Origin of the sequence: Rhodococcus sp. SORGH_AS_0301 (assembly GCF_030818285.1) — a bacterium.
In the GTDB taxonomy this organism is placed as follows: domain Bacteria; phylum Actinomycetota; class Actinomycetes; order Mycobacteriales; family Mycobacteriaceae; genus Rhodococcoides.
The window spans coordinates 91,813-116,168 of the sequence record NZ_JAUTAC010000001.1; the positions used below are offsets into that span (position 1 = coordinate 91,813).

20 protein-coding genes are annotated in these 24,356 nt (G+C 67.4%); 4 read left to right on the forward strand and 16 right to left on the reverse strand.

What is annotated here, in order from left to right; genetic code table 11:
* Positions 1-45: 45 nt before the first annotated feature.
* The 13 genes from QE397_RS00390 to QE397_RS00450 all read right to left on the reverse strand — a co-directional run bounded on the left by QE397_RS00390 (position 46) and on the right by QE397_RS00450 (position 12,866).
* Entirely contained in the window at positions 46-1,545 is a 1,500-nt protein-coding gene (locus QE397_RS00390; protein WP_307090946.1) for an SCO6880 family protein, read from the reverse strand.
* Positions 1,546-1,645: 100 nt separating this feature from the next.
* Positions 1,646-3,118, reverse strand: coding sequence for a hypothetical protein (locus QE397_RS00395; protein ID WP_307090948.1), 1,473 nt, complete (start codon positions 3,116-3,118; stop codon positions 1,646-1,648).
* Complete coding sequence (locus QE397_RS00400; RefSeq protein ID WP_307090950.1) at positions 3,115-3,975, reverse strand: hypothetical protein; 861 nt, start codon at positions 3,973-3,975, stop codon at positions 3,115-3,117. The genes QE397_RS00395 and QE397_RS00400 overlap by 4 nt, the downstream gene beginning before the upstream one ends.
* Positions 3,976-4,021: 46 nt before the next feature.
* Positions 4,022-4,651 (reverse strand): hypothetical protein, encoded by a 630-nt coding sequence (locus tag QE397_RS00405; protein ID WP_307090952.1) that lies wholly within the window; start codon positions 4,649-4,651, stop codon positions 4,022-4,024.
* Between the two features lie 29 nt (positions 4,652-4,680).
* A complete protein-coding gene (locus QE397_RS00410) occupies positions 4,681-4,974 on the reverse strand; it encodes a hypothetical protein (RefSeq protein WP_307090954.1) in 294 nt (97 codons plus the stop codon).
* Positions 4,971-5,258, reverse strand: coding sequence for a hypothetical protein (locus tag QE397_RS00415; RefSeq protein WP_307090955.1), 288 nt, complete (start codon positions 5,256-5,258; stop codon positions 4,971-4,973). The genes QE397_RS00410 and QE397_RS00415 overlap by 4 nt, the downstream gene beginning before the upstream one ends.
* A gap of 97 nt (positions 5,259-5,355) precedes the next feature.
* Positions 5,356-6,024 carry a DUF6668 family protein gene (locus QE397_RS00420; RefSeq protein WP_307090957.1) on the reverse strand — a complete coding sequence of 223 codons (669 nt, stop codon included), beginning with the start codon at positions 6,022-6,024 and terminating at the stop codon, positions 5,356-5,358.
* A complete protein-coding gene (locus QE397_RS00425) occupies positions 6,021-6,629 on the reverse strand; it encodes a hypothetical protein (protein ID WP_307090959.1) in 609 nt (202 codons plus the stop codon). Before QE397_RS00425 ends, QE397_RS00420 begins: the two co-directional genes overlap by 4 nt.
* Entirely contained in the window at positions 6,626-8,302 is a 1,677-nt protein-coding gene (locus tag QE397_RS00430; protein ID WP_307090961.1) for a peptidoglycan DD-metalloendopeptidase family protein, read from the reverse strand. Before QE397_RS00430 ends, QE397_RS00425 begins: the two co-directional genes overlap by 4 nt.
* 72 nt (positions 8,303-8,374) lie before the next feature.
* Complete coding sequence (locus tag QE397_RS00435) at positions 8,375-9,844, reverse strand: cutinase family protein (RefSeq protein WP_307090963.1); 1,470 nt, start codon at positions 9,842-9,844, stop codon at positions 8,375-8,377.
* A gap of 154 nt (positions 9,845-9,998) precedes the next feature.
* Entirely contained in the window at positions 9,999-10,856 is an 858-nt protein-coding gene (locus QE397_RS00440; RefSeq protein WP_307090964.1) for a hypothetical protein, read from the reverse strand.
* On the reverse strand, positions 10,853-11,545 hold the full coding sequence (locus tag QE397_RS00445) for a hypothetical protein (protein WP_307090966.1): 693 nt from the start codon (positions 11,543-11,545) through the stop codon (positions 10,853-10,855). The genes QE397_RS00440 and QE397_RS00445 overlap by 4 nt, the downstream gene beginning before the upstream one ends.
* Positions 11,546-11,765: 220 nt before the next feature.
* Positions 11,766-12,866 (reverse strand): hypothetical protein, encoded by a 1,101-nt coding sequence (locus QE397_RS00450; protein WP_307090967.1) that lies wholly within the window; start codon positions 12,864-12,866, stop codon positions 11,766-11,768.
* 565 nt (positions 12,867-13,431) lie between these two features.
* On the opposite strand from QE397_RS00450, the gene QE397_RS21735 reads away from it, so the two are divergent.
* Entirely contained in the window at positions 13,432-13,929 is a 498-nt protein-coding gene (locus QE397_RS21735; RefSeq protein WP_373425198.1) for a helix-turn-helix domain-containing protein, read from the forward strand.
* 154 nt (positions 13,930-14,083) lie between these two features.
* Here the strand turns inward: QE397_RS21735 and QE397_RS00455 are convergent, their stop codons facing one another.
* Together QE397_RS00455 and QE397_RS00460 are read right to left on the reverse strand one after the other, a co-directional pair.
* On the reverse strand, positions 14,084-15,127 hold the full coding sequence (locus tag QE397_RS00455) for a GAF domain-containing protein (protein ID WP_307090969.1): 1,044 nt from the start codon (positions 15,125-15,127) through the stop codon (positions 14,084-14,086).
* A 39-nt stretch (positions 15,128-15,166) separates the two neighbouring features.
* Complete coding sequence (locus QE397_RS00460) at positions 15,167-16,561, reverse strand: cytochrome P450 (RefSeq protein ID WP_307090971.1); 1,395 nt, start codon at positions 16,559-16,561, stop codon at positions 15,167-15,169.
* A gap of 781 nt (positions 16,562-17,342) precedes the next feature.
* Between QE397_RS00460 and QE397_RS00465 the strand changes: the two genes are divergently transcribed.
* Positions 17,343-17,522 (forward strand): hypothetical protein, encoded by a 180-nt coding sequence (locus QE397_RS00465; protein WP_027507136.1) that lies wholly within the window; start codon positions 17,343-17,345, stop codon positions 17,520-17,522.
* A gap of 222 nt (positions 17,523-17,744) precedes the next feature.
* On the forward strand, positions 17,745-19,700 hold the full coding sequence (locus QE397_RS00470) for a hypothetical protein (protein ID WP_307090976.1): 1,956 nt from the start codon (positions 17,745-17,747) through the stop codon (positions 19,698-19,700).
* 905 nt (positions 19,701-20,605) lie between these two features.
* Here QE397_RS00470 and QE397_RS00475 read toward each other — a convergent pair.
* Complete coding sequence (locus tag QE397_RS00475) at positions 20,606-21,499, reverse strand: ParA family protein (RefSeq protein ID WP_307091046.1); 894 nt, start codon at positions 21,497-21,499, stop codon at positions 20,606-20,608.
* A 1,416-nt stretch (positions 21,500-22,915) separates the two neighbouring features.
* On the opposite strand from QE397_RS00475, the gene QE397_RS00480 reads away from it, so the two are divergent.
* A complete protein-coding gene (locus QE397_RS00480) occupies positions 22,916-24,088 on the forward strand; it encodes a site-specific integrase (RefSeq protein ID WP_307090978.1) in 1,173 nt (390 codons plus the stop codon).
* Positions 24,089-24,356: the final 268 nt, after the last annotated feature.

Here is a 24,356-nt window from a genome sequence, read left to right on the forward strand (position 1 = left end):
GACGGGGAGATGCGGCGGCGTCAGCCGCGCAGCGGCAGCAACGATTCAGCCGCGCAGTGACTTGGGGATGGTGCTGTGGTCGGGGAGCAGGACACCGATGCCGAGGCCGGCGAGGAACGCGGCCGCCTGGTACATGTAGGCCGGCCGGGCGGTGATCCGGGCGCCGGAGATCAGCCCCCGCATCTCCGGATCGAGCGCGGTCAACTCGTCCGCGGTTTCGGCGGTCGCGGTGACGACCATCGACATCGACACCAACCCGTGCCCGCGTGCTTCGGCGACGCGGGCGGTGTTCGTGGACTCCAATGCGATGTCCGCGGTGGCGGAACCGATTCCGCGGGCGGTGTTGACCGCTGCGACAGCGGATTTGAAGTCACCTTCGACCGTTTTGGCGGCATCGGCCGGGGAGTACGGCCGGAAGATCGCCGTCACCCGCTTACGCGGAACCTGCGAGTTCGGGGACAGCAACCCGGACAGCACTCGCTCGGTGGGGAACCCCGACGGAGGGGAGGTCATCGTCCACACCCGCGAGACGCCGGAGTCGTGCCGGTAGGTGACCTTGCCGGCGTCCTCCTCGGCGGTGATCGGTCCGGCGTCGGCCCAGTCGCAGACGTACTCCCCCAGGGTCAGGGCGCGTTCGATGTCCGGCTCGGCAGCCGGGTCGAACGCCCGGCGCACCACGGCGGCGTATTCGCTGTCGCTCATGGGCAGGGCGGTGACGTCGGTGTGCGCGAGCTGGGAGTACAGCACCGGGAGCTGCGCCCCGATCATCTCCGCGGCGGCCATCGGGTCCTTGCGTTGCGCGGGGGTGGCAGCGTCGAAAGTGATCGCCACCCGCCCGTGCACCCGGAATCCCGTCGCGGACGCGGCGATCCGTTCGGTGAGGATCTCCCGGGCCGACGCAGGGGCGCCGGGGTGGGTGATGGCGTCGACGTTCGCTCGCGCGCGTTCGCCGGTGTCGGGGAGCGTTTCGATGGTCACCGCGGCCGCGGCGATGTTGGGGACCTGGCCGAGCATGGCGAGGAAGTTCGCCCACGACCCGACCAGCCCGTCGACGATGTGCTGATCGTTCCCGGCAGCGCCGCCGATGCGGCAACGCAGCAGCACCGAGTACTGGTGGGTGCTGGGCATACGCATCATCCCGAAGCGGTGACCGTTGGTGTCGAGCGCCCACCACATCTCGGTCTCCGCGGCGATACCGGGCAACCGGGAGCGGCCGCCGGCCTGATTCGACAAGGATCCGGCGCGGTAGATGTGGCGGCCCGCCTTGCGGTGCCCCCGCCACTGTCCGTGGACGAGCAGCATCTCGTAGCCGGTCTTGCCCTGAGGCCCCTTGAGCACCAACGGCACCCACAACATGACCAGCACGCCGCCGAGCCCCAGTGATCCCAGCGCGGAGCCGGTGAGGAACATCAGCGTCAAGGTCACCAGCACGATGGCGGCGATGACGGCGAAGGAGAACGGGGTCAGCCCGAACGCGTAGGTGCGTCGTTCGTCGACGAAACCGGCGTATGTGCGCACCGGGCGATCGGTGTCCTGCGCGGTCATCGGGTACCTCCGGCGGTCTGTGCGGAATCGGTGGGTGTGGAGTCGCTGGTCATGGGAGCCCTCTGGTCGCTGCGGGTGGTGGTTGGCCTCATGGCGGTGGTCACGGTGTGCGGCCGCCTCGTTGTCCGTTCCGGTCGTCGTCCCCAGCGGCGGCGCCGGAGGCTTTCTCTGTGCTCTGCATGGCGGCGGCGACCGCTGTCGCTCCGGCTCTCGTGGCCGAGGCTGCGCCGGCTGCGGTCGCACCCGACGAGGCCTTCGACCCGCCGACGCCGGAGTTCGGCTGCGCCCCGGACGCCGCGCCCGCTGCTCCGGCGGCACCGGCAGATCCCGACCTGCCGCCGCCGCCCTGCCCGGCGGAGGTCGACGGAGGGTTCGTCATCGCGCCGGTCGCACGATCCGGGGATTGACCACCGATGACTCCTCCACCGGATCGACCTCCCGCCGCGGCCGAGGCTCCGGCGCTGCCCGCTTTCATCGCCATACCGGCGACGGCACCGGTGGCGACGGCGGCACCGGCGAGTGCCCCCGCTCCGGATGCGCCTCCTGAGGCGGCGACGGCGGGCACGATCAGACGAAGAAGAACCGGCAGGGACAGGCACGACAGCGCGAGCAGCGCCATGCCGCAGAGCTTGCTCATCGCGTCGTCGCCGCCGGCCGACCACAGTGCCAACGCGTAGACCCCGGCCGAGAGGATCGGGAACAGGACTGTGGCGAGGGCGAACCCGATCATCTTCTTGAACGCCTGCTCCCCGGCGGGGGTCCCCGATCCGGCGGCAGCGGTGGGCAGGAATCCCACGACAAGAATCAACATGGCATACTGCACGACGACGAACACCGCCTGCACCAGCGCGCCGACGATGCCGAGGAGCGCGAACACCATCACCAGGCCGGCGGAGAGCAGCGACGACACCTGCGACAGGTCGAACATCGTCCCCAGGACGTCGGCGACGTTCCCGCCGGCGGCGTCCTCGACGATCCACTTCCCGAACTTCACCGCCCCGGCGTGCGTGACGATCAGCAGCGGAGCGAACGTCGCCGTCGCGAACACCGTCCGCACCAGGATCTTCGCGGTGTCGGTGGCCCGCTCGGCGCGGGCGGCGGCGTTCGCGGCCGCCAGGCGCACCGCGGCGACAGCGATGGACACCGCGACCAGCGATGCGTTGATCCAGTAGAAGTAGGAGTGGAAAACACCCACCGAGGCCGGGTCTGCCAGATCCGGTAACGGGATGTCCAGCCACCAGGTGAACATCAGGTTCACCGCCTGCCCGAATCCCTCGAGGAACGCTTCCGCAGCCTCACCCACAGCGCCGGACGCAGCCCAGTCCACTGCGGCCTCCGTGGCGCCGGAGGGATCGGCGACAGCGGTCACTGCGGTGCAGGTGTTCCCGACGCTTATTCCAGGGACCACATCAATTCCCGAGACGGCGTCAGGGAGCGAGTCGCACATCCCCAACAACCCACCGTCGGGCTCGTCAGCACCGATCCCGGGCTGCGCGTTCGCTACCCCGTGCGACAGGAGCAGAACTGACAGCGCCAGCATCAGCCCGATCAGTGCGCGGCGAACTGCGGTCACCACCGCGTCCACCCGTTCAGAGTCGAGATGCGGCCGAGTTCGACGTCGACTGCGCTCAGTCGCACTTTCCACCCGTCGTCGGTCCATGTCAGCGACGATTGCTGGGCATCCCACTGACCGGTTCCGGGGATCGGTGTCGCGTACTGCACCACGGCGAATGAATCGCTGAAGGCCGTGACCTTGAATGCTTGCGGGAAGACCCACGCGCGGCCGAGCTGGAAGTCGGACTGACCTGCGGCCGCCAACTGAGCAAGCTTCGACTCTGCTACGCCGGGGTCGGCCACGATCTGGTGGTTGTACACCTCGCGCACGTCGGCGCCGCTCCGAAGCGTGCGGGCGGCGATCTGCCACCCCGCTAGCGCCGCACCCTGCGGTGTACGAGTAAAGCCGTAGGCGAGGCGGCCGTCGATGCGGGTCGGCCCATCCGAGGTGGAGAACGGGGCGACAGTGGCGCCGATCCGCTGCCACATAATCCCGGCCGGCGCGGGAACCGGGACGTCCCTCTCGAAGCCCGGCCGGTCACCGGGGTCCGTCTGCGACAGAAGCTGTCCCTGCTCGTTGATCGGGACGGCGATCTCACGGCCGAACGGGTCGGCGATCGACGGCCCGAACCCGCCCTTCGCGCCGTTGGCGGTGGAGGGTGCAGAGGTCGGCCCGGCGGAGGTGGACGGCGCCGCGGCAGGAGTCGTGTCGCTGGAACCGCCGCTCCGGACCAGAACGACGCCGACGAGCACGACCACCAGGACGATGAACCCGACAGCAGCGACGCCGGTGGTGCGGGAGGTCGCCAGCCAACGGGCTTTGGGGTGCTCGTCGACCCAGTTCGGTTCTGGTGGTGGTGTGGGTGATTCCTGCACTTGAAGCTCCTGTCGGATCGGGCGGTGGCCGGGCGGTTCGCCCTAGTCAGGGGGCGGAAAAAGCGGTGAACCCATCCATGGAGGTCAGCGGGATAGGGTCCGTCGGCGCCGGTGCGGTGGGATCGTCCTCGCCGCCGGTCGGGGCGGGGAGGGCTATCTTCCAGTCGCCGGTGGCGCGCAGGACGGTCACCGGCACCGCGGTCAGTTGGCCGCCGGGCATGGTCGTCGCCACCTCGACGACGGCGCGGGTGTCGTCGTAGGACGAGACCCGGAACCCGGTGAACGCCGCGGTGGTGGCGGGGTCGGCAGCGTCGGTGATCGAGGCGGCAGATCGGGCGATCGCGTACGCGTCGCGTCCGTCACCGGGTGCGACGAGGGTGCGGGTCACGGTGGCCCAGGCGGTGTCGGGGGCCAACGCCAGCCGGGCCTGTCCCTGGATCGCGGCGAGCACCGCGCCCTGCGGGGTGGCGGTATACCCGGTCGGTGCGGCCGACGCCGTGTCCGCGGTCGGCCCGTCCACCGTGCTGTACGGAACCTCGACGCCCTGGTACGGGCGCCACGTCACCTCGGTGGGAGACGCGGCGACATCGACAGCGCTGGGTGTGGTGTCGTCGCCGGTTGCGGTGTCGTTCGAGCACCCGGCCACGAAGGCCGCGACGATCAGTGCAACGGCCACCGCGGCGGAACGGTGGCCGAAGCGCCCGATCACAGGACGAGTCCTGCCCAGCCGCCGGACCCGGCGACCATCACCGCAGCGATCGCCACGATTGCCGCCCGCTTCTCGCCCTCGCCGAGCTGCCCACCCCGGTAGTACGCCGTCGCCAGATAGACCCCGGCAACGACGCCGAGCATCGCGAGGGTGCCGACGACGCCCCAGTAGAACCAGGCCCCGACCTGTTCCAGGCCGGCCGTCACCTCCGCAGGTGGCGTCTTCGGTGAGTAGTCGGTGGGGATCTCCGCGCGTATCAAGGTTGCCGCGGTCATGTCTCGGGCGCTCACGTCATCAGGGTGTTGACGAGGGTGGTCGCGGTGCCGGCGAACACCGCACCGATACCGACGGCGGCGATGCCCATCTGCTGGCCGCGGGTGTTGGTGCCGTCGGCGTGGCCCATGGCGAACTTCACCCCGGCGAACACCCCGACCATGGCAAGGACACCCGTGGCGACCCAGAGGCCGATGTTGAACAGTTGCTGGTATTTCGGGGCGCCGGGAGGAGCTTCGACGCCGGACGGGCCGACCTGGGCGAGATAGTCGGTGGTCGCGGTCAGAGTGTGCAGCAACATGATTGGTTCCTTTCAGTGGTGTGCGAAGAGATCGGATGGTGGTTCGGGTCGTCGGTGCATGCGGCGCCCGGTGGTGCGCGGCCTCGCCAGGTGTCGGTCATCGCGGACTCCCGTCGGATGTCGTGCGCAGGGCAGCGGCGGCGGCGGCGAGGAGGCTGTCGTGCAGCTCCCGCACCGGCTCCACGGGGACGGTGCGGGTGTCGGCGGCGGCGCGCTTGTCCGTGGGCATCTGCGAGCGAGGTCCCCATTCGGGGAGCTCGTCGGGGAGCAGGTGTCGCCACGGCTCGACCCACCCGATATGCCAGACGTGCTCGAACACCGAGGACACACGGGTGATCTCGCGGCGCAGTTGCTGACTGGGGCGGCGGTCGGTGTCGGCGACGAGGATCACGCCGAGGATCTGCACCGGGTCGGGTGTGAGAGCGGCGCGGTGGGCCATCGCCCGGTCGTGCGCGGCGCGCAGACCTGCGGCGTGGGTGCGGGCGACGACGGCGACGAGGGGCGAGTCGCTGTGCCCGCCGGAGGGCCAGGCGCGGCCACTGTCCCCGGCCCAGGCGAGGGAGGCGGTGAGGGTGGACACCGCGGCACCGCCGTGGGCGCCGAGCAGCCACACCAGCGGCTCCGCAGCGCAGAGGTCGGTGCGCTCGATGCGGTCCAGCCACACCGGCGCCTGACGGTGGCGGGGCGGTGCGGCGACACCGGGTTCGGGGACGCGGCGGGTATCGGCTCGGTCGGAGCTGTCCGTGCGGATCTCGGGGATGCTCATCGCACGACCACCGACGAGAGCGACCATCCGGCAACAGCGTTGGCGCGGGTGACGCTGGTGTAGAGCGCGATCGGCGCCAGTTCCTCGACGTCCAGACCGTCCGGGTCCTGCACGGTCTGGGAGACGGCGACGACGCGGCGGGCGACGGTCTCGGTGTCGGCGGGGCGATCGTCCGGGGTGACGGCGGCGGTGGCGGTCACCGTCTGGTTGCCCAGGCGCCAGCGGTCCCATTGGGCGCCGGTGACGGGGGCGAGGGCGGAGTACGAGGTGCCGAGTTGCTGCACCCAGGACGGGTTGAGAAGGGTTGCGGCGGCGTCGATGTCGACGCCTTTCTGGGTCTGGGTGCTCGGGTGGTAGGAGTACAGCGCGGTCGCGGCGGCGGCCATGACCTTCTCCGGGTCGCAGAGGTTCGTGCCGGTGGCGGGGTCGACCTTGTCCACGCAGTAGGACGGTGCCGGCGCACGCGTGGACGTCGGCGGTTGACCGCCGTCGGGTGCGTCGGTGGTGGTTGTTCCACAACCGGCGAGCACGGCAACGGCAGCGACGGCAGCGAACGCGCCCCGCCCGGTGCGGGACGGGCGGGTGTGGGTGATGGTGTGGTTCATCCGAATCTCCTGACGTACATGTCTTCGCCCGCCCAGCCGGAGAGCGGCATGACCTGGACCACGTCTCCGGATTGCGGTGCGTTGAGCAACATTTCGGTGCCGTCGACGGCGCCGTAGTAGATGCCGACGTGGTGGGTGTCTCCTGCGGACCCGAAGTAGATGAGGTCGCCGGGTTGCTTCTGATCGAGTGGGATGTCGCGCCCGCGTGGGTCGTAGAGCTGGCCGGGGTTGGAGGTGTCGCCGGTGAAGTGCGGGAGGCTGATCGCGCCGCCTGATGCTTGGAACACCGCATAGAGGGTCAGGCCGGAGCAGTCGAACCCGACCTTGCCGGTGTCGCCGTGCGCGTCGGCGGCGCCTCCGCCGTCGCTGATGCCGTTGGTCGGGCCGTCGGTGTTTCCGCCGCCCCAGGCGTAGGGGGTGCCGAGCCATGCCATCGCGGCGGCGACGACGTTGGCGCCGAACGGTCCACCGGGAGTGAAGGTCGGGCCGTTCGGATTCGACGGAGACCCCGCACAGTCACCGGCGGCGGCGCTTCCCACGGTGGCTGCTGCTGCGGCCCCGGCGAGGGCGGCGCGGTCGGCGGCGGGAAGGTCTTTCCCTGCTCCCGCGAACTGCGCGTAGAGGGTACGGGCGAGGGATTCGTGTTCGGCATAGGCGTCGGGCAGGTCCGAGCCCTGCACCGTCTGAGCGGCGACGGCGGTGGGCATCGACTCCCACCCGGGTACGGCGAGAAGGTGCTCGTAGAACAGGCGGTTCGCTGTGGCGGGATCCATCAGCGTTGCGGTGTCGCCCCAGATCGTCACCTGCTGCTGGAACTGGTTGACCGACAGGTGATCCGACCCGACGGCGTCGTGCGGGTAGTCCAGCGAGTCGGGGACGTTGGAGTTGGCGTAGAGCTGGAACGTCGACTCCCGCGACTGGGTCGCGAGCGCGACGACGATGCCCTGTTGCGGCACTGCCATCGCTTCGCCGATCGCGACGGTCTGCTTCGCCAATGCGAGCTGCTCGGTGCCCAGTCCACTCGTTCCGCCGGACTCCGGAGAGGCGCCGGAGTCGGGAGCGGTGGCCGGTGCGGGTGGCGGTGCGGACCCCGGGGGCACGGCGGCGTCGACCGCCGGTGCCGGATCGACGGCGGTCCCCGCGCCGTCGGGGAGACGGCCGCCGTCCCAGATCTCGAAGTGCAGGTGCGGGCCGGTGGATTGACCGGCGTTGCCGATCAATCCGATCTCCTGACCGGCGGTGACCTGCTCACCGGTGGTGACGAGGACCCCGTCGCTGCTCATGTGCCCGTAGACGGTGGAAACAACGGCGCCGTCGATCCGGTGGTCGAGGACGATCCAGTTGCCGAACCCGTCCGCTGGACCTGCTTCGCGCACGGTGCCGTCGGTGTAGGCGTAGATCGGGGTGCCGACGGGTCCGGCGTAGTCGGTGCCCTGGTGCGCGGTCCCGTCCCGCGGCCCGAAACCCGAGGTGAGGGTCGTCTGTGCCGGATCGGTCGGCTTGACGAGAGCGCCGGCCCCGAACTGCCCGGACCCGCTTCCCCCTGCGGTCGGCGGCGCGCAGGGATCGTCGGTGCGGGCCAGGACCACCACCACCGCGACCACCAGGACCAGGAGCGCGGAGATACCCGCGGCGATCGCTTTACCGGCGGTGGCGGTGGACGGTGCCGACATCGGGTTCTCCTTCCTGTGGGTACGGGTACGGGTGCATCTCGGGCGGGGGTCAGGGCCTGCGGCGGGTCGCCCTCACTGCTGACCTGCGGGCGTTGCTGCGGCAGTGGATGTGGCGACCCCGGGTGTCGCGCTCGGCGTCGATGACGGCGCGGTCGTTGCGGTTTCGGTGGCCGGTGTCGTCGTGGTCGCTCGTGTGATCACGTCGCCGCTCGTACCGGCGCCGCCGCCGGTGTCGGCGAGGGCATCGGCGAGGCGGGTGAACCACTCGACGGTGAACTTCGCCGGGGTCTGCCCGTCTGCGGTGACCGGGACCTGGTCGTACGTGCCGTGTAGGCGCACGGTGTCCCAGTAGCGGACGTCGGTGGCGAGGGTCAGCAGGCCCTTGTTGTCCTCGATGCCGCGGGTGATCTCGGAGTAGATCCGCCGCTGCACCGACGAGATGGTGGCCGGCGGGAAGAGCTGCGTCACCGCGGCGGTGATCTTGGTGCCCAGCACCGCCAGGGCGGCAGGAGGGTTGGCCAGGCCCACGGTGGCGAGTTCGGTGATCGTGGCCGGGGTCAGCACTTTCCTGGCCACGGTGACCGCGGCGCCGAGTCCCATGACACCGGCCTTGACCACGGCGCGGACGATCTTCGCGTCGGCCTCCGGAGTGTCGGAGGCCTGTGCGGAGTTCTCGGCGAGCCGCCCGAGGACGGTGTCGCCACCGGTGGAGACCTGGAACGTGCCGCCCGTGAAGTCGACGTCGTCGTTGACGACGTCGGCGGCGGTACGCAGAGTCGCGCCGCCCACGGCCCCGGCCAGGTCGGTGAGGGTGCGCTGCGGGTCCTGCTCCTGCAGGTGCAGTTGCCCGGAGATGTTGGTGGCGATCTTCGCCAGCGAGGAGTTCGCAGGTAGCGAGCATGCGAGGTCGCCGGGGGTGCAGAACTGCGCCACCCGGCCGCTGAGCTGACCGAACGCCCGAGATTCCGAGGCCGACGAGCTGGACGATCCTGTCGTGGGGGCGGCGAGTGTGGGGGCGATGCCGCCGCCGTCGGCCGGTGCGGCGATGACGGCCAGGCCGTCGAGGTCGGAGGCGGGCACACCGGGCGGTGCCGCCGGTGCCTCGGGTGTCGAGGAGCCGGGGAACGTCGCCGCACCCACGGGGCGGGTCGGGTCGGAGAACAGGGCGACCGCGGCGACGTCGGCCGCCGGAACGGGGCCGGTGCCGCTGCCGATGGCGCGGGCGACCTCGGAGGCGACCTGCGCACCCTGCGAGTAGCCGGTCAGCGCGATCTTGGCGCCGGGGCACCGGTCGGCGTAGTCGGAGAGGAACTTCCCGGCCGCGGCGACACCGTCCTCGATCGACTGCGCGTAGGGCAGGTCGGTGCTGTCGCCGGGCTTGCCGCCGAAACTCGCCGCGTACGGGATCAGTGTGCGGCCGACCTCGGCGGCGGCGAGGGAGAGCGGGATGGTGATGGCGGAGCCCAGGAAGCCGGAGTCGACGTCGGTGGCCGCGGCGTCCCCGGACTCCCCGGTGCCTTGCAGCCCGAACACGTGCAGCACGTCGCATGCGGCGGGCGCCGACTGCGCGGGGCGGCGGTCGCGGTGCCGGCGGCGCCGACGCTCAGCAGCACCGCCGCGGCGACAGGCACAGCGACGAGGCGCCCCCACTGGTTCGACGGTCGGGCGCAGTCCGGAACGGACGGGGCGTGTGGGGTCATGGTCGGTGGGCCTCTCGGTGCAGGGGAGCTCGGAATGCGGACAACACGGCGCTCGCGGTGGCGTAGGCGGCGGCGGATAGTTCGGCCGGGTCGATACCGATTCCGGCGGCGAGTTCGGCGTCGTAGGGCAGGTGGTGCACGGCGGCGACCCGCCCGGTCAGGGCGTCGGCGAGCGGCCCGGTGACGTGGTCGACGCCGAGGCGCTGGGAGGCGACGACGAGCTGTACGCTGCGGCCCATCCCGGCGGTTCCGAGACGCCCCCGCAGCTCGGTCAGGACGGGGCGGGCGGCGTTCGCCGCGCCCGGTCGGTCGTCGATGGTGACGACGATGTAATCGGCGAGGTCGGCGACGGCGTCGAACCACGTCGATCCGATGCACGCCCCGGTATCGACGATCACGACCCCGGCCTCTCCCACGGCGCTACGGGCGGCCGTCACGGCGTCCGCGAGGTGCGCCGGTGTCGCTGCCGCGCGGCGGTCGCGGCCCAGGACGGACCACCCGGCGGGGACCGGCCGTTCGCCCGTGAGCCAGGTCGCCCAGGTGACGGTGGCGTGGGCTGCGGGTGCGCGGTGCACGATGTCTCCACCGACCGGGGTGCCGTCGAGGACGAGTGTCGTGGTGTCGGTGACCAGTGCCAGCAGGACGGCGACGACGCTGGCGCCGGAGCCGCCGTGAGCGCCGGCGACCACGATGACCGGGCCTACTCCGTTGTCCGCTGCGGCGGGACCGCCGGCGACTCGGGACTTACCGGGACCTGCGGGGACGTCGGACAGCGCCGGTGCCGCGGTGTCGACGTGATCGGTTGTCGGTAGCCAGTCGAGGTACGACGAGCTCTCGCCGAACGTGCCGGTCATGACGCCGGCCCGATGGCGGCGATGACGGCCGCGTCCCCGGCTGCGGTCGGGGCGGTGGTCATGGAGCTGACGAACCGCTTCTGCTCGCCGCCGGGGCGACGTTCGATCACGGTCACCCGGAACTGCGAGGCGGCTGTTTCGTCGGCGAGGACGCAGTGTTCGGTGCCGGCGGGAATGGCGTCGACGGCAGCCGCGAACGCGGCCGGGTCGAGGTCGATGCCGTCGGCGAGCTGCGCGCTCGCCGTATCGACGTCGCGGGTCAGGTAGTAGGCATCCTCGATGCGGGCGATGACCGCAAGGTCCGGATCGGCGGAGTCGGCGGCGGCGACCTGGCCACCGGGCTGCTGGGCGCACCACTGCTCGAACGGCACCACCGGCGACTCGGTGGGAGACGGCGGCGCGGCGTGGGTGGTCACGGCCTCGACGGCGTCGAGGTCCTGCGTCAGCGACGGCGTCGGTGCCTCCTCGGGTGCGGAAGGCAGCACGGCGTAGGCGGCGCCGCCGACCACGGCGACGAGGGCCACGGCAGACGCAGCGACCGCCAGCGAGGATCGGTGACGGTGAACCCACCCGTGCCCGGGTTCGCGCACGGTGATCTCCATCGGCGCCCCGGCGGGCAGGTAGTCGGCGACGTCAGCGAGGACCGCCTGCCACGGAGCTGTGGGGCGTTGCTCGGTCAGTGTCGTCACGCGGACGGTGGGCGCTTCCAAGTAGTGCTCGTCGACCGGGTCGGTCTGTGACGCAACCGGTCCTGCCGTGCCGGTGTGGGTGGACAAAGGTGGGAACCACTCGTCGTCCGTTCGATTCGAGGTGGGCATCGCGCGTCCTCCTTCGACTGGGTGATTGGCGAGCTGCTGCGCCGAACTTTCGGATATGGCCGGACCGGACAGGCCCGGCCGCACCCGGAGGTCAGGCGGGTAGGAAGGCAGCGAGTGCGTCGTTCAGAGCTGCGGCACCCTGATCGAGCAACGGGACGTTGTCGGCGACGGCGGTGTCGACCGCGGCGAGGGCGTCGGTGCCACCGGGGAGGTCGGCGATCGTTCGGCGGGCCTGCTCGACGTAGGCCGGGGTCGTGTCGAGGACCTGCTGCACCTGCTCGGGGGGTGTCCACACCGGAGCGGCCGGGGCGGGAGCCGGTGCCTCGGGTGCGGGAGCGGGTTCGGTGATGGTCGTCTGCTGACCGCCGAGTGCAGTTGCACCGATCGCGCCACCGATCGCGCCGCCGATACCGGCACCGATGACGGTGGCAGGGATGCCGAGTGCCGCAGCTCCGGCACCCGCGCCGATGGCCGCACCGACGCCGGGTCCGAAGACCCACCCGACACCGGGTGCCCACCAGGTGTACGGCACGGTGGCGGCTCCGACTCCGAGACCGATGAGTCCTCCGCCGACAGCGCCGAGTGCGGTTGCGGGGACACCGAGCGCTGCTGCGCCGACAGCGCCGCCGACGACGATGCCCGTCGCCGCACCTGCGGCGGTGCGGTCGGCCTGCGGTGCGTCGACGAGGCCGGCGTTCACCAGGGCGTTGGCGCCGTCCGCCTGCAAGGCGGAGGCAGAGTTGTTGAACTGCTCCGCGAAGCGGGCGTCCACCCAGTCAGGGCGGGCGACGGCCTGGCTGCCAATCAGGATGGTGCCCTCGGGTGCGTCGACCGGGGCGATGATCTTGCGGTCGACGGTGGGAACGGGAGGCGACTGCGGCGGCGCGATCGGGGCCGGGGGTCCGACCTGTGGGACAGGCTGCACCGAAGGTGTTGTGTAGTCGGAAGTCTGGACGGTCGAGGACTGCTGGCGGCCGGACTGATAGTCGTCGTAACTGCGCCACTGCGACTGCTGCACCTGCGGGGACGGGGTGAACCCGGGCAGGAACTCACGCTGCTGGGTGGGTGCGGGGACTGTGGTGGACAGACCCGGCTGTTGCGGGGTCGTGGTCGTCAGACCTGGCTGGACCTCGTCGGCTGCAGCGGGGCCGGCGAAAGCGACCGCCACCGCGACTGCGGATGCAGCGACCACGGCGGAACGCGCTGCTGTTCTACGACGACGGTGACGCCCGAAACTGTTGTCACTGTTCAACATTCTGGACCTTTCACAAAACTCGTGAGTGAATTGGCCCCCGCCGAGCTGGGTCAATAGCCGATCGTTCAGCCCTCAGTAGGTGCGGCCACTGAGGGCTGAACGACGTGGCGTCATTCGCTAATGACGCGCAGATCGAAACAGGTGGGCGGCGCGCGAATGGAAAGCAGGCGATGCTCAGCAATCGGTGCCAATGCTCGATCTCGACAACAGCTGCATATTGACCGTGAAATTGTGCTCGACAGGACCTGGGGACGGGCACTGCTCGTTTGGTGGAGAGCGCTCGTTGACACGCTCCCAAGTCGTCTCGGGAACGGTCGCCGCCGGTAGCCTGGAGCTACCACGCCCTTTTCTGGTGTGTGGATTGGTCCCTGGACGCGCTATGCGGACGGCAATCAGCTCGCGCGTTCAGGGACTGTTCTAAGCCTTTAGTGCCCCCCCTCCTGCATCTTTACGAATCGACGATCTAAACAACCAGTTTCACCGTAGCATCTAAACATCCTTTATGTGCTACAGCTTCAACGCAAGTGGCATCGTGTTCCCTCGTGGGGTTTCTTCGTTGAGGCGGCGATTGCGAGGCTTCGCGCCAGAACAGCTTCGGGCACGCCGCCTTGCCGTAGGCCTCAGCGGGGCTGAAGTGGCCCGTCTGGTGGGTGTCGCGTCGTCGACGTACTCGCAATGGGAGCGGGGACAGTCGCACCCTCGAATCGACTCACTGGCTCGCTGTGCGGAGGAACTGGGTCGGCCGATCAGCGACTTCGTCTTTGTAGTCGAAGACGAGGAGTACTTGGGTGACTTGCGCACGTCTCGTGGGCTGACCCAAGGCGCGCTGGCCAATGAGGTGGGTGTCAGCCCCCAGTACATCGGAGCGTTGGAGCGGGGCCAGAGCCGACTGAGCGACTCGACCGCAGCAAAGATTGCGGAGGTGTTGCGATATCCCGTTCCACGCGTTGTCGCGGCGTACGAACGGGTCCGTAGCCGTCCGCGAGGCGAGCCGGCCTGACGCTGCTGTGGCAGTACGAAAAACATAGACAAACTCCAGACGCAGTATTGACGTCACGGACACGAACAAGCACCCGTGATGGATGGGCTGCGTCTGAAGGCCGTTCGGCCAACAGGAATCTCGACCTAGAAGGTGGAGTGCCTCGGCGAAACTATCACGACTGCCGCCGGACCGGAATCCTTGCCGCACCATCATGCGACGTCGGCGCGGACGCGGGTAAGACAGCCAGGATCAGACGCCCGCTCAACTGTCCTGGGTAGGGCCTGAGTTCTACTTCCGTACGTTGCCACCGCCAATCAGTGCCGTTCTTGGCCCTGATGCGAACGAGCGCGACGACGGGTCGATGGGTCGATCGCGACCACTGGTCGAGGGCATCGGTCAAGACCGATCGATCTTCCTCGTGGACAACATCGCGTCCGCTGGCGACGTCTCTCCATCGGACCCATTCCGGTGCATCCGTCAACCACATCGTCAGGATTCCCGTGTGCGCATCGAACACCGCCATCCGGGTGCCCGCGCTCTCCAGTGCGCTGGGTAGGCCCAGTTCGAGCAGCGTCGGCTTGTCAGGTGGAGTCGTGTCGGTGACGTCGTGCCACAGCAGTCGCAGGCCGATGTTGCCGGGGTCTGTGCGCCCCTTGCCCCAACAGTGCCAACGCATGATGTGCCCGTCGGCGTGTAGGACGGACATCGGGCCTTCCCAGCTCTTGCCGTGCTCCGGGTTCAACGCCGCGGCGAACAACGACTCCGAATCATCGAACTTGACGGCCTTGGCGTAGTACTCGGCGGGCGTGCGTTCTGGGACGTGATCGGCGGGGTCCACACCGGACATCAAGGCCGCCTCGAGCGACTGGGCGATCACCGTGCGTTGTAGCAACCACGAGATTCCCGAAACGATACGAGGTGGGTCAGGAACGATGTCGGACTCGCCCAGCCACAGTTGAGCGCCGTGTGCCTCGCCGGAGGGCCCCAATACCGGCACCACGCGGATCAGAATCATGCCGCGGCGGCTCGCGACACGGTGCTCTTGGATCTGCCGAGAGTGGCATGCGTGTGTGACAAAAGAGGGCAAATCAATGTCCGGGGCGGGAGAGAGACGGTCGACCTTCGTCCAGTTCCGGGTCCTCCCACCCGAACTGACGACCGTCATTACTCCCGGTGTAAGAGTCTCGATCAAGTGCCAACTGTTCAGAACATCCATGCGCGTACTCCCCCGACTAGGCGAGACCAGACGTTACATCTAATCGCATCGTGAGAGCCGCAATCGAACCCCGTGGGGTCGCAAAGTGATGGCCTCCCGCACGTCGAGCTCGTACGTGCCGTCAGGTGTCACGTTGTACCGCCGGACAATGGACGCGAGGGCCAACACCGCCTCGTGAAGGGCGAACTGACGACCGATGCACGCTCGCAAACCTGTCCCCCACGGCTTGTAGACACGATCGGGGGCATGGTCCATCTTGCCGGCCATGAACCGATCGGGGTCGAAGCTCCTGGCGTCTGCTCCCCAGGATGCGGATCGATGTACCTGTGGAAGGAGAACGAAGACCCATCCTTCGGGAATCTCGTAGCCGCCTAGTTCAGCCGGGCCGCGTTCACGCGCCTTGCGGAAGTAACCGGGTGCAGCGGGCCAGAGACGCAGCGTCTCGTCGACCACTCGGCGAACGCGACGGAGTTTCGGTACGTCGTCGAACTCGACCGCGCCGCCACCGGGAGCGACGTATTCCACCTCTTCCCGCAGAGACTGCAGCAGACCCGAGTTACGACTCAAGAAATGCAGTGCGAACGCCATGGTCGACGCAGTCGTCTCGTTCCCTGCAACGAGGAAGGTGATGATTTGGTTCTTGATGTTGTCGATGCTGAGACCACTCCCGGTCGTGGGGTCGACCGTCTCGAACATGTGCTGTAGCAGGTCCGAGTTGGCGTTGACGCCGGAACGCCGAGCGAGCATTCGGCTGTCGACGAGTGAGGCGACAGTATCCCGGATCAGTGCCAGATCCTGCCCGTGTTGCCGTGCGGCGGATCGACCTGTGACGGCTCGGACCACGGGGACGTCGTTCGATGATCGATTGACGTAGCCAAGCGCCCGGGCAATTGCTTCTGCGAACGGCACGTTGCCGTCGAACGTTCCGAAATCGTGTGACAGGGCGCACCGCCCGATCACATCGAATGCCAGTTTCGAGCACTCGTCGTACGCATCGACCGATTTGGAAGCGGACGAGTTGTCCCAGGTTGTCAGCAATCCGTCGATGGAATCCTGCATCGACTGGTGGTAGCGGCGCATCGCGGCCTTGTTGAAGGCTGGGCCTAGTATCGAATGCCCCAGTTGCCAGTTGGGTTCGGAGTTGAACGCTGTGAACAGCCCGTCGCCCGCGATGCCGCGTAGCTTGCGGTGCGGGAGGCCGAGAAACTTGGTCCACACCTGTTCGTTGTTGACCTCGTTGACCAGAATCGGATCAGACACCACCACGAGTCGATGTCCGAATATTTTGCGTTCGTAGATGCCCCCCAGCTCATCGGCCATCTTCATCTCGCGCTGCACAGGCTTGGATGAGTCGACGCTGAGTAGATCCCCCGCGATGGGAAGCCGGAACTTCGGATGCGGGAGGCGAGCGAGCGGTGGTCCAGCTTGATCCATGGAGACAGTGTCCCTCAGGACGGTGCCGGTCATTTTGGGTCGCGATTACGGCGTGTCCTCCCCGCGCGGGGCCTGTCGCAGGGCAGTATCGGGCTTGCCGTCCGTGGTTGTTTGCACCGAACCCGACAAGGAGGTACACCTCATGGGACGTCCCCATCTCGGTCCGACTACTCGTCTCGGATCAGTCCCGACGGAGGTCTACGCGGCGCTGACCGCGGCGGCAGCACAGCACGGCTACAGGGAGACGACGGCTTACGTCTCGGACATCCTCAGTCTTCATGTCGGCCGGCCTGACAAACTACGCGGCGCACTCAGCCAGGAGGTACTGCCACTGACGGGCTAGTTCGGCTACGGAAATCTGCGCAGCATCTACATGTGCAGAACATACGAGCGAGCAACAAACACCGAACCCCCCGACCCGCGGGCCGAGGGGTTCGGTGTCAAGCACGAAGGGCCAACTTCGTCCTCGGGTGCTGCTCACCAACTGAAGGGACAGACTGTGTCGGTCTGGTCTCAGGGTACAACACACCCTGGTGCAGGTTCAGGAAGTAATTGGCGTGTCTCCGCGCCCATTGCACGGGCGGTTCTCCGTGTGTCCGTCCAGACCACTGGGTCTCATGACAAGACGTGGGTCGACTCGACACGGCTATCTGAAAATCTCTCGAGGTGTCGGCGTGTCGCGGCACACCCGACGGGGTCTCGAGGCAACATTCCTGCCGTGCCCAGGCCACCGAGAACACGTCCAATAGGGCGCCCGCAGCTGCCCTATCGACCGGTACAGATGAACACCAAAGTGCACCCCCAGGTCAAGCAACAGCTCACCGCACTGGCTGCGGAGCGTGGAATCACGTTGGGAGCTCTGCTCGCCGAGCTGACCGCGCGCGCCGCTGGGAGCACTGTCGAAGAGTTGACTGCAGGTGGGTTCGACCACAACCCGCAGGAGCTGCCGATGACGGGTTGAACGTATTGACACAACGCTTGTTCGGACGAGAACGCCGACGAGCCTCATAGAACAGCACCGACATGACGAAGCCCCCGGCGGGGCGGCCGAGGGCTTCAAGGTCATTAGGAACGAGCGGGAACTCGAACCTCGGTGCTGCTGATCCCCGAAGGGACTGTCTTGCTGGACAGGTCTCAGGGTACATGCTGCCCTGATCAAGCTTCAAGTATCGATGCACGTGTCGTGTCGCCGATTTCGGCACCGGACGCTGTATGGCGGCGCCTGGCGCCCATGTTGGCGGCGCGCCGGTCCATGCGCTTGTACGACGCGGCGGCGCGGTCTTTCACCTCGTCGCGGGCGTTGACGAGCAAACGGCCGCTCGCGCCGGCGGCGGTACCGCTGTTCGCCCATGGGCGTGCGCGGGTGCTTGCGTTGGACTTCGACGCCAAGATTCACGGCGCCGCCGCTGTCGAGGCAGACGTGGCGCGGGTTCTCGGGTGGTTGACGGAGACCGGTGGCCGCGCGGTCGTCGACGTCTCCACCAGCGGCGGCCGCCATATCCTGGTTCCCTTCGCCCCAGGCGTCACCGCCGGCGTCGCCGAGCTACGTCCTCTGCTGAATCTGCTGGCCGCTCGCCTGCCGACGTTGGACATCGTCCCGATGACCAACGCCGCGACCGGATGCATCACCGTCCCCGGGTCCGCATGCAGGGAAGGCGGGCACCGGCACCTAATCGGTGATCTTGCCACCGCGACCGACACCATGACCGTCGGATCCGAACCGGCAGTCCTGACCCGCCTCGCAGCGCTCCTCGGCGGACTCCCCCACGCCCGCGCACGCACACGCACAACGGCCACGGTGCGCACCGTCGATGACGAGATCCGGGACACCACGGTCGCCGAGCGCGTCACCGGAACGGGCCGCACAGCTCGGCTGCACAGCCGATTGTGCCGTTCCGCTCCCCCACCAGCGGCGGTCCGTGCGTTCGCCGCCACCGGCCAACTCGACCGCTCTCGGTGGGCGTCCCGCTCGGAGGCCCGCCAGTCTGTCATTGCGCACGCAGTACTTTCTGGCGCCACCGCCGACGACATCGCCGCCCGACTCTGCACACCCGAGTGGGCCGGCGTCCGGAACGCTTACGCCCACTACAGCGACTCTCTCGGCGCCGTCCGCCGCGACACCGCGCGCGCGCTCGACTGGGCCGTATCGTCATTGCCTGAACCAATCCGAGATACGGGGCACAAGTTAAAGCACACAGGGGGTACTACCGACCCGGTCGTTTCGGTGTGGCTGGCTTCGGCGCACCACTGGGCGAGCCGGGAGTACGCCTCGCGGCGGGATCGGTGGTCCACCCATGCGGTGCTGCAGGCATTGGCTTGGGGTGCGGCAACAGCAGGAGACGTCGTCGAGGGTGTTCCCGTGGTGGCGTTGGGTGGGCGATCGTTGTCCACAGCAGCAGGGTTACTGCCGGAAACCACCGTGTGGTCCGTCCTGGCGCGATTGCGGGACACCCCCGGATCTCCCGTCCTGCTCATCGCCCGTGGCGTCGGCCAGAACGCCGACCGCTACGCCCTGGTATCCCCACGGGGAGAAACACCGCCACAAGGCCACTCAGCCCCGGACGTACGGTCGACCGCCATCGACACGGTCCACCCGGCGTGGAGCGTCATCGGGTACCGCCACCGCATCCTTTACGACACAGTCGCGGCCGCCGACCGCCCCCTGACCGTCGACACCTTGCTCCAGCAGGTGCGGATCGGGCGATCCAGCGGCTACGACACCGTCTTGGATCTGCGTACTGCCGGCCTGCTCACCGTCACAGACGGACACGTCCAGCTCGGCGACGCCGATCTAGACGACATCGCCCACCGCAACGGCCTCGCCGCCGCATTACGCTCGCGCACTGTTCGGCACCGGGCCGAACGCGTCATCTGGCGTCAGTGGCTAGCCGAACGCGAAGCCCAACATATTCCCACTCCCCCACCGGTGTCCACGGCCGCCATCATCATCGTCGACGACGGCATCGCACCCCCCGACGAAGGGCTCTGGGACTCGATCATGGCCGACGAACCCCGATACCGACCCGACAACGACCCCTACGCGTCACTGAGCACCCTGCTCGACGCAATCGACCCCGCCACCACCGCAGCGCAACGACGCGGCACCGCGCCCGCAAGCAGCACGACGCTCGGCGCATGACCGGCTTTGATGACCTTCGAGACGTGTCCCCGGATGGACGAAGAACGCGTCACCCATCTGCGGGAAGTCGCAGACAGATCGAAGCGCTTGCGTTCCCTACACAAGCAATCCGCTCGACAACTAGTCCGCCGAGGAAACGTCCAGGTACCTGCGCAGAGCTTCTTCGACTAGAGCGCTCCTACTCCCGGCGCCCCAATCGATAGCCAGCTGATCGAGAAGCGATGCGTCGGCATTGATTACCCCTGCGAGAGGTACGCGTGCCCGCGGTTTTTGGTGTCGCCTACGTGTCGGTCTGCCGGCCTCAGCCCGTTTGAATAGCCCTGATGAGGCACTGCTCGTAGCGCCTACCCAATGGTCCTTCAATTCGTCCGCGTGTTTTTCTACAGCATCGAGAACTACTTGTCCGTACGAGCGGGCGGTCGCTGGGTTCGAGTTGCGCTCGTCCAGCGTGAGCGACCTTAGGGCGACGTATACAGCCTGTGGCAAGGCAACTTCAGGGGGCGCGATGCGGCTTGGAGTTGTCGACGAGTCGCGCCGGGTGTTACGCCGACGCGCGTCACGGCGGCGCGTGCTCGTGTCTTCTACGACAGCGGCTGTCGTAGATCCTTCCGACTGGCCCTTCCAAGACGTCGAGTCTTTTTGTCGTGCACCTGATGACGATGGAGTCGTCTCATGCTGCGGCGCAGATCTGACTAGGTGGTCCTCATCAGAATCGTCCTCCGTCGCACCCGAACCCACGATCGATAGAGTGGTCAATGGCTCTGCCGCAGCGTCGCTGTTCACAGGGTCGTAGTCGTTGCCTTCATCGTGGCCGCCCGAAATTCGTACGTGCTCCACAGGTGGTAGAACATCGGCGAGATCACCCAGCAGCTCGGGATTGAAAGCCGCACGTCGTTTGCGGTTGCTCATGCGACGCCACCTTCGACACGCTGACGTTCAGCACGGGTTACGCGGGTCAGTATCTCGCGGGTGAGTGCTTGGTAGTCGCTAGCGAGGCCGGAGGGGTCTCGTGACCACAGTCGCTCGCCCGGCTTGCTTTTCTGGCGAAGTCGCTGCAACCGATTCTTCTGGTCCGACTCAGCGGCTTCCACAAGTTCCAACGGTGTGAGGTGTCGAGTTCGCAGATCGACCGCAGCGGCTCTGTCGGACCGGATGAACGCTTCGAACGGATCGGCGCCGCTGCCTTCGAGTAGGTCGTTGACCTGCTCGAAGACGTCACGATTTCGGGCCGTAGCGCGGGGGTTGGTGTCGAAGAGCACCACGCCGAGTAGCTCGATCACGGACCCTGCTTGTCGTGCGCGGAGGTACCGAAGAGCAAGTAGTTCAACCCCAGACAAGCTTGCGTCGTCGTCCCTGGTGGGCACGATGAGATACCTGGCTGTGCCGAGTAGTGCATCAAGTAGAGGCGCGTCACCGGGCCCCGAGTCGATGAGGATCAGCTCATACCCCTCACTCGCGCACAACGAGTTTAGGGTGTGATCAAAGTTTGCGCGAAGATCGATCCCGGTCTGGCCAGCGGTGGCCGCTACCGATGCGACGACCGCAAGAGCAGGTCCCCCGGGGATAACATCCATGTTTGGGCGCACGTTGCGGATGGGCGCCAACTCCTGCGCGAACTGCAGAGCCATGCTCAAACCTCTACCGCCGTCGCCTTCAACACCTAGATCCGAGGAACTGACGTTCGCTTGTTGGTCGGCGTCGACGACAAGCACTCTGCGACCCGCTGCAGCAACCATGCCGGCCACCGCGGACACGATGGAGCTCTTTCCAACGCCCCCCTTCTGGTTGGCGACCAGCAGAGTTCGTGGAGTTCCTGATGTCGTCACCCTGCAGAAAGTACTGCATCCGGGCCGGAGTGAAGTGCAGCGACACGGCCCTGCCCTCGACTTGTCCAAGAGGTTCACGACGCGCTGTATCAACAACCGGGCGCAGGGCTATGCACATGGGTAGGCGTACGGCTACATAAACTGACTTTAGTCGTGGCTGACAACAAGCTTTGGCAACAGCGTTATCTAAGGTCGCGCTGGTGACCGGGGCAACGGACACCGTAACGAGTGTGTTTGAAGCCTTGAGCATAGTCGCGTGTAACGCGCAACAAATAGTCGAATAGCGGGACGTATGCACGGTCTGTACGGAGCTCGTATGTAGCGCCGTGTCGGTAGCGTGTTGTTGGGTCAGGCCACGGTGCTGTATAACGTTCGTCGGTATGGCCATGTGTATGGTCTTAGGTGCGGTCATAATCCAATAGTGTGTAAACGGCCAGCTCAGGTCATACAACCGCGAACGACTGAGGGCTCCCTCTTGCGGGCGGTAAGCAGAGGCTGCCGAGGCGCCAGACGTATGGCTGTACGGACGGCTTCACGGTCGCGGCGCTGCGGTGATGGCCAACCTTGTGGGCTGTCGTCTGGGTCTATCGGTATCAGCTCAACTCGGCCCCTGGCTCATGAACGAGATGCCAACGGCGCCGTGATCGCAAACCAAGGAGCCCAGCGCGAAGTGTCACCCATTCCTATCGCTAATCAACGGGTGCCGCTCCGGCCGTGGGGGAGCGGGGTTGTCTGCTTATGACGCAGTAATTCGACACCCGCTGGCGGTCTGACCGTCAGCAGACGAGCTTGGTATCGCCCGACGCGACCGTGTCCGTGGTTGATTGACACCCCACATCTTGGCCCAGTGCGCGTCCGCGTACGCGATCTGACGTATGGCCGTACGTATGGCCTTATTCAACGCAGTTGTTGCGATCAGTGAGGTCCTCGGACGGGGCACTACGAACGCATCACCGACGCTGCAGGTATTGCTGAGTGGTGTCACAGTGACAAAACTGCACATACAAGAGGGCGGACGTCGTGGTGATCCCGCGGTCCGTGCTGGCAAATAGCCGCCGGACGCCGTCTCTCGGGGTTTGGCGGTGTTTCTCCGACGAGTCCGCGAAGCGAAGTCGTTCAGTAGCTTCTGCACGCGCCGTCCGTCTGGGCCGGATGCGGCAAAGCGCTGCCTCACGATGGCGTTGACCACCGACATCCCGTCTGGGTGGCGCATGTCGCGATAAACGCGAGGGAGGCAGCGAGACCGAAACCCCGAGTTATTCCGTGTCACCCTTTACTGCTCTGATGTTGACACGGATAATTTCACTTAACGCACTATAACTACTGAAACGCCAGTTCAGAACAGAGTTCGCTTGCGGCTGTGTCAGACGAGGGGTCTAGGCTGCGGATATGAACTCCCGACCAGCCGAAACGGCCCTCGCACGCCCTCTGATGGCCGTCTCGGGTCCCTCGGAGGGCACGTCAGCGCCAGCGATCCCCGCTGCGGTTACCGCACGCATCGCCGCTGCAGTGGAGTCGTCCCGGTCGGCCGGCACCCGCCGCGCCTACGGATCCGGGTGGAGACGGTTCACCGACTGGTGCACCCGCAACGGGCACGTCGCGTTGCCGGCGCACCCCGTCACGGTCGCCGCGTACCTCGTCGACGCCGCCGACACCGTCACCGCGGTGGGGGAGAGGGCCTACGCCGCCAGCACCCTGTCGGCGTGGGCATCAGCAATCAACCATTTCCACCAGACCACCGGGCACACCTCGCCCACCAAGCACCACCTCGTGACGTCCGCGCTGGCGGGTATCCGTCGGCAGTACGCCAGCGCCGGCGATCGACCCCGCACCCAACGAGCGCCGTTGCTGGTGTCCGACATCCGGTACCTCGTCGACACCGCCCGCACCCAGTGCGACGGATGGGCCGACGATGTATTCGAACGCCGCGACACCGCCTTAATGCTACTCGGATTCGCCGGCGCATTCCGACGCTCCGAACTCGCCGACCTCGAATGCCGCGACGTCCGTCTGCACCGCGAGGACGGTTTGCACGTCCGATTGCGCAAGACCAAGACCGACCAGGAAGGCCGCGGCGTTGTCCGGGCTTTGCCGACGACCGAATCGCACGTCACTTGCCCGCCCTGCGCGTACACGCGGTGGGTACAAGTTGTGTCAGCATTCGACGCGGGCGGACGCCCATCAGTCATCCGACTGCTCCGCGGCCGGGACCCGTTCGACGAGCATGTGTGCCGCGGGGGAGTGCCTCGAACTGCCGCAAGCGCGCCGTTGTTCCGAGCCATCGCGAAGAACGGCAACCTCGGCACCACACCCTTGTCCGGTGCCGCGATTCACAAGACCATCCGCCGCCGCGCCGAACGCGCCGGCTACGACCCCACCCTCACCGCCCAGCTCGGCGGACACTCGCTCCGATCCGGGTTCGTCACCCAAGCCTTTCGCAACGGTGCCGACGCACACGCCATCATGCGGCAGACCGGACACGCTACCCCGGCCATGCTCGAACGCTACGCACGTGAGAACGCCCCACTGATGGGCAACGCCGTCAACAATATTGGTCTCTGACGGTGTCGTGCGGCGGGTGTCGTCCAGTCTGCGGCCTTAGGCCGTGAAGGTACGGGCCAGATCCACACACAGCCGGTTGCCGAACTGATACTTGAGCAGTCGTCGCCGGTGCATTTGGTGGACGGCAACGCCGGGCGCAATGCCGACCCTTCTCGCAGTGCACGGGAGGACCGCGAAAGGTAGGTTGCGTCACCTTTCAGCCGTGAAGAGACGAGCAACCGGGTGGTCGCGGTGCGGTGTTTCAGATGTCCCCGGCGAGGAGCCGTAC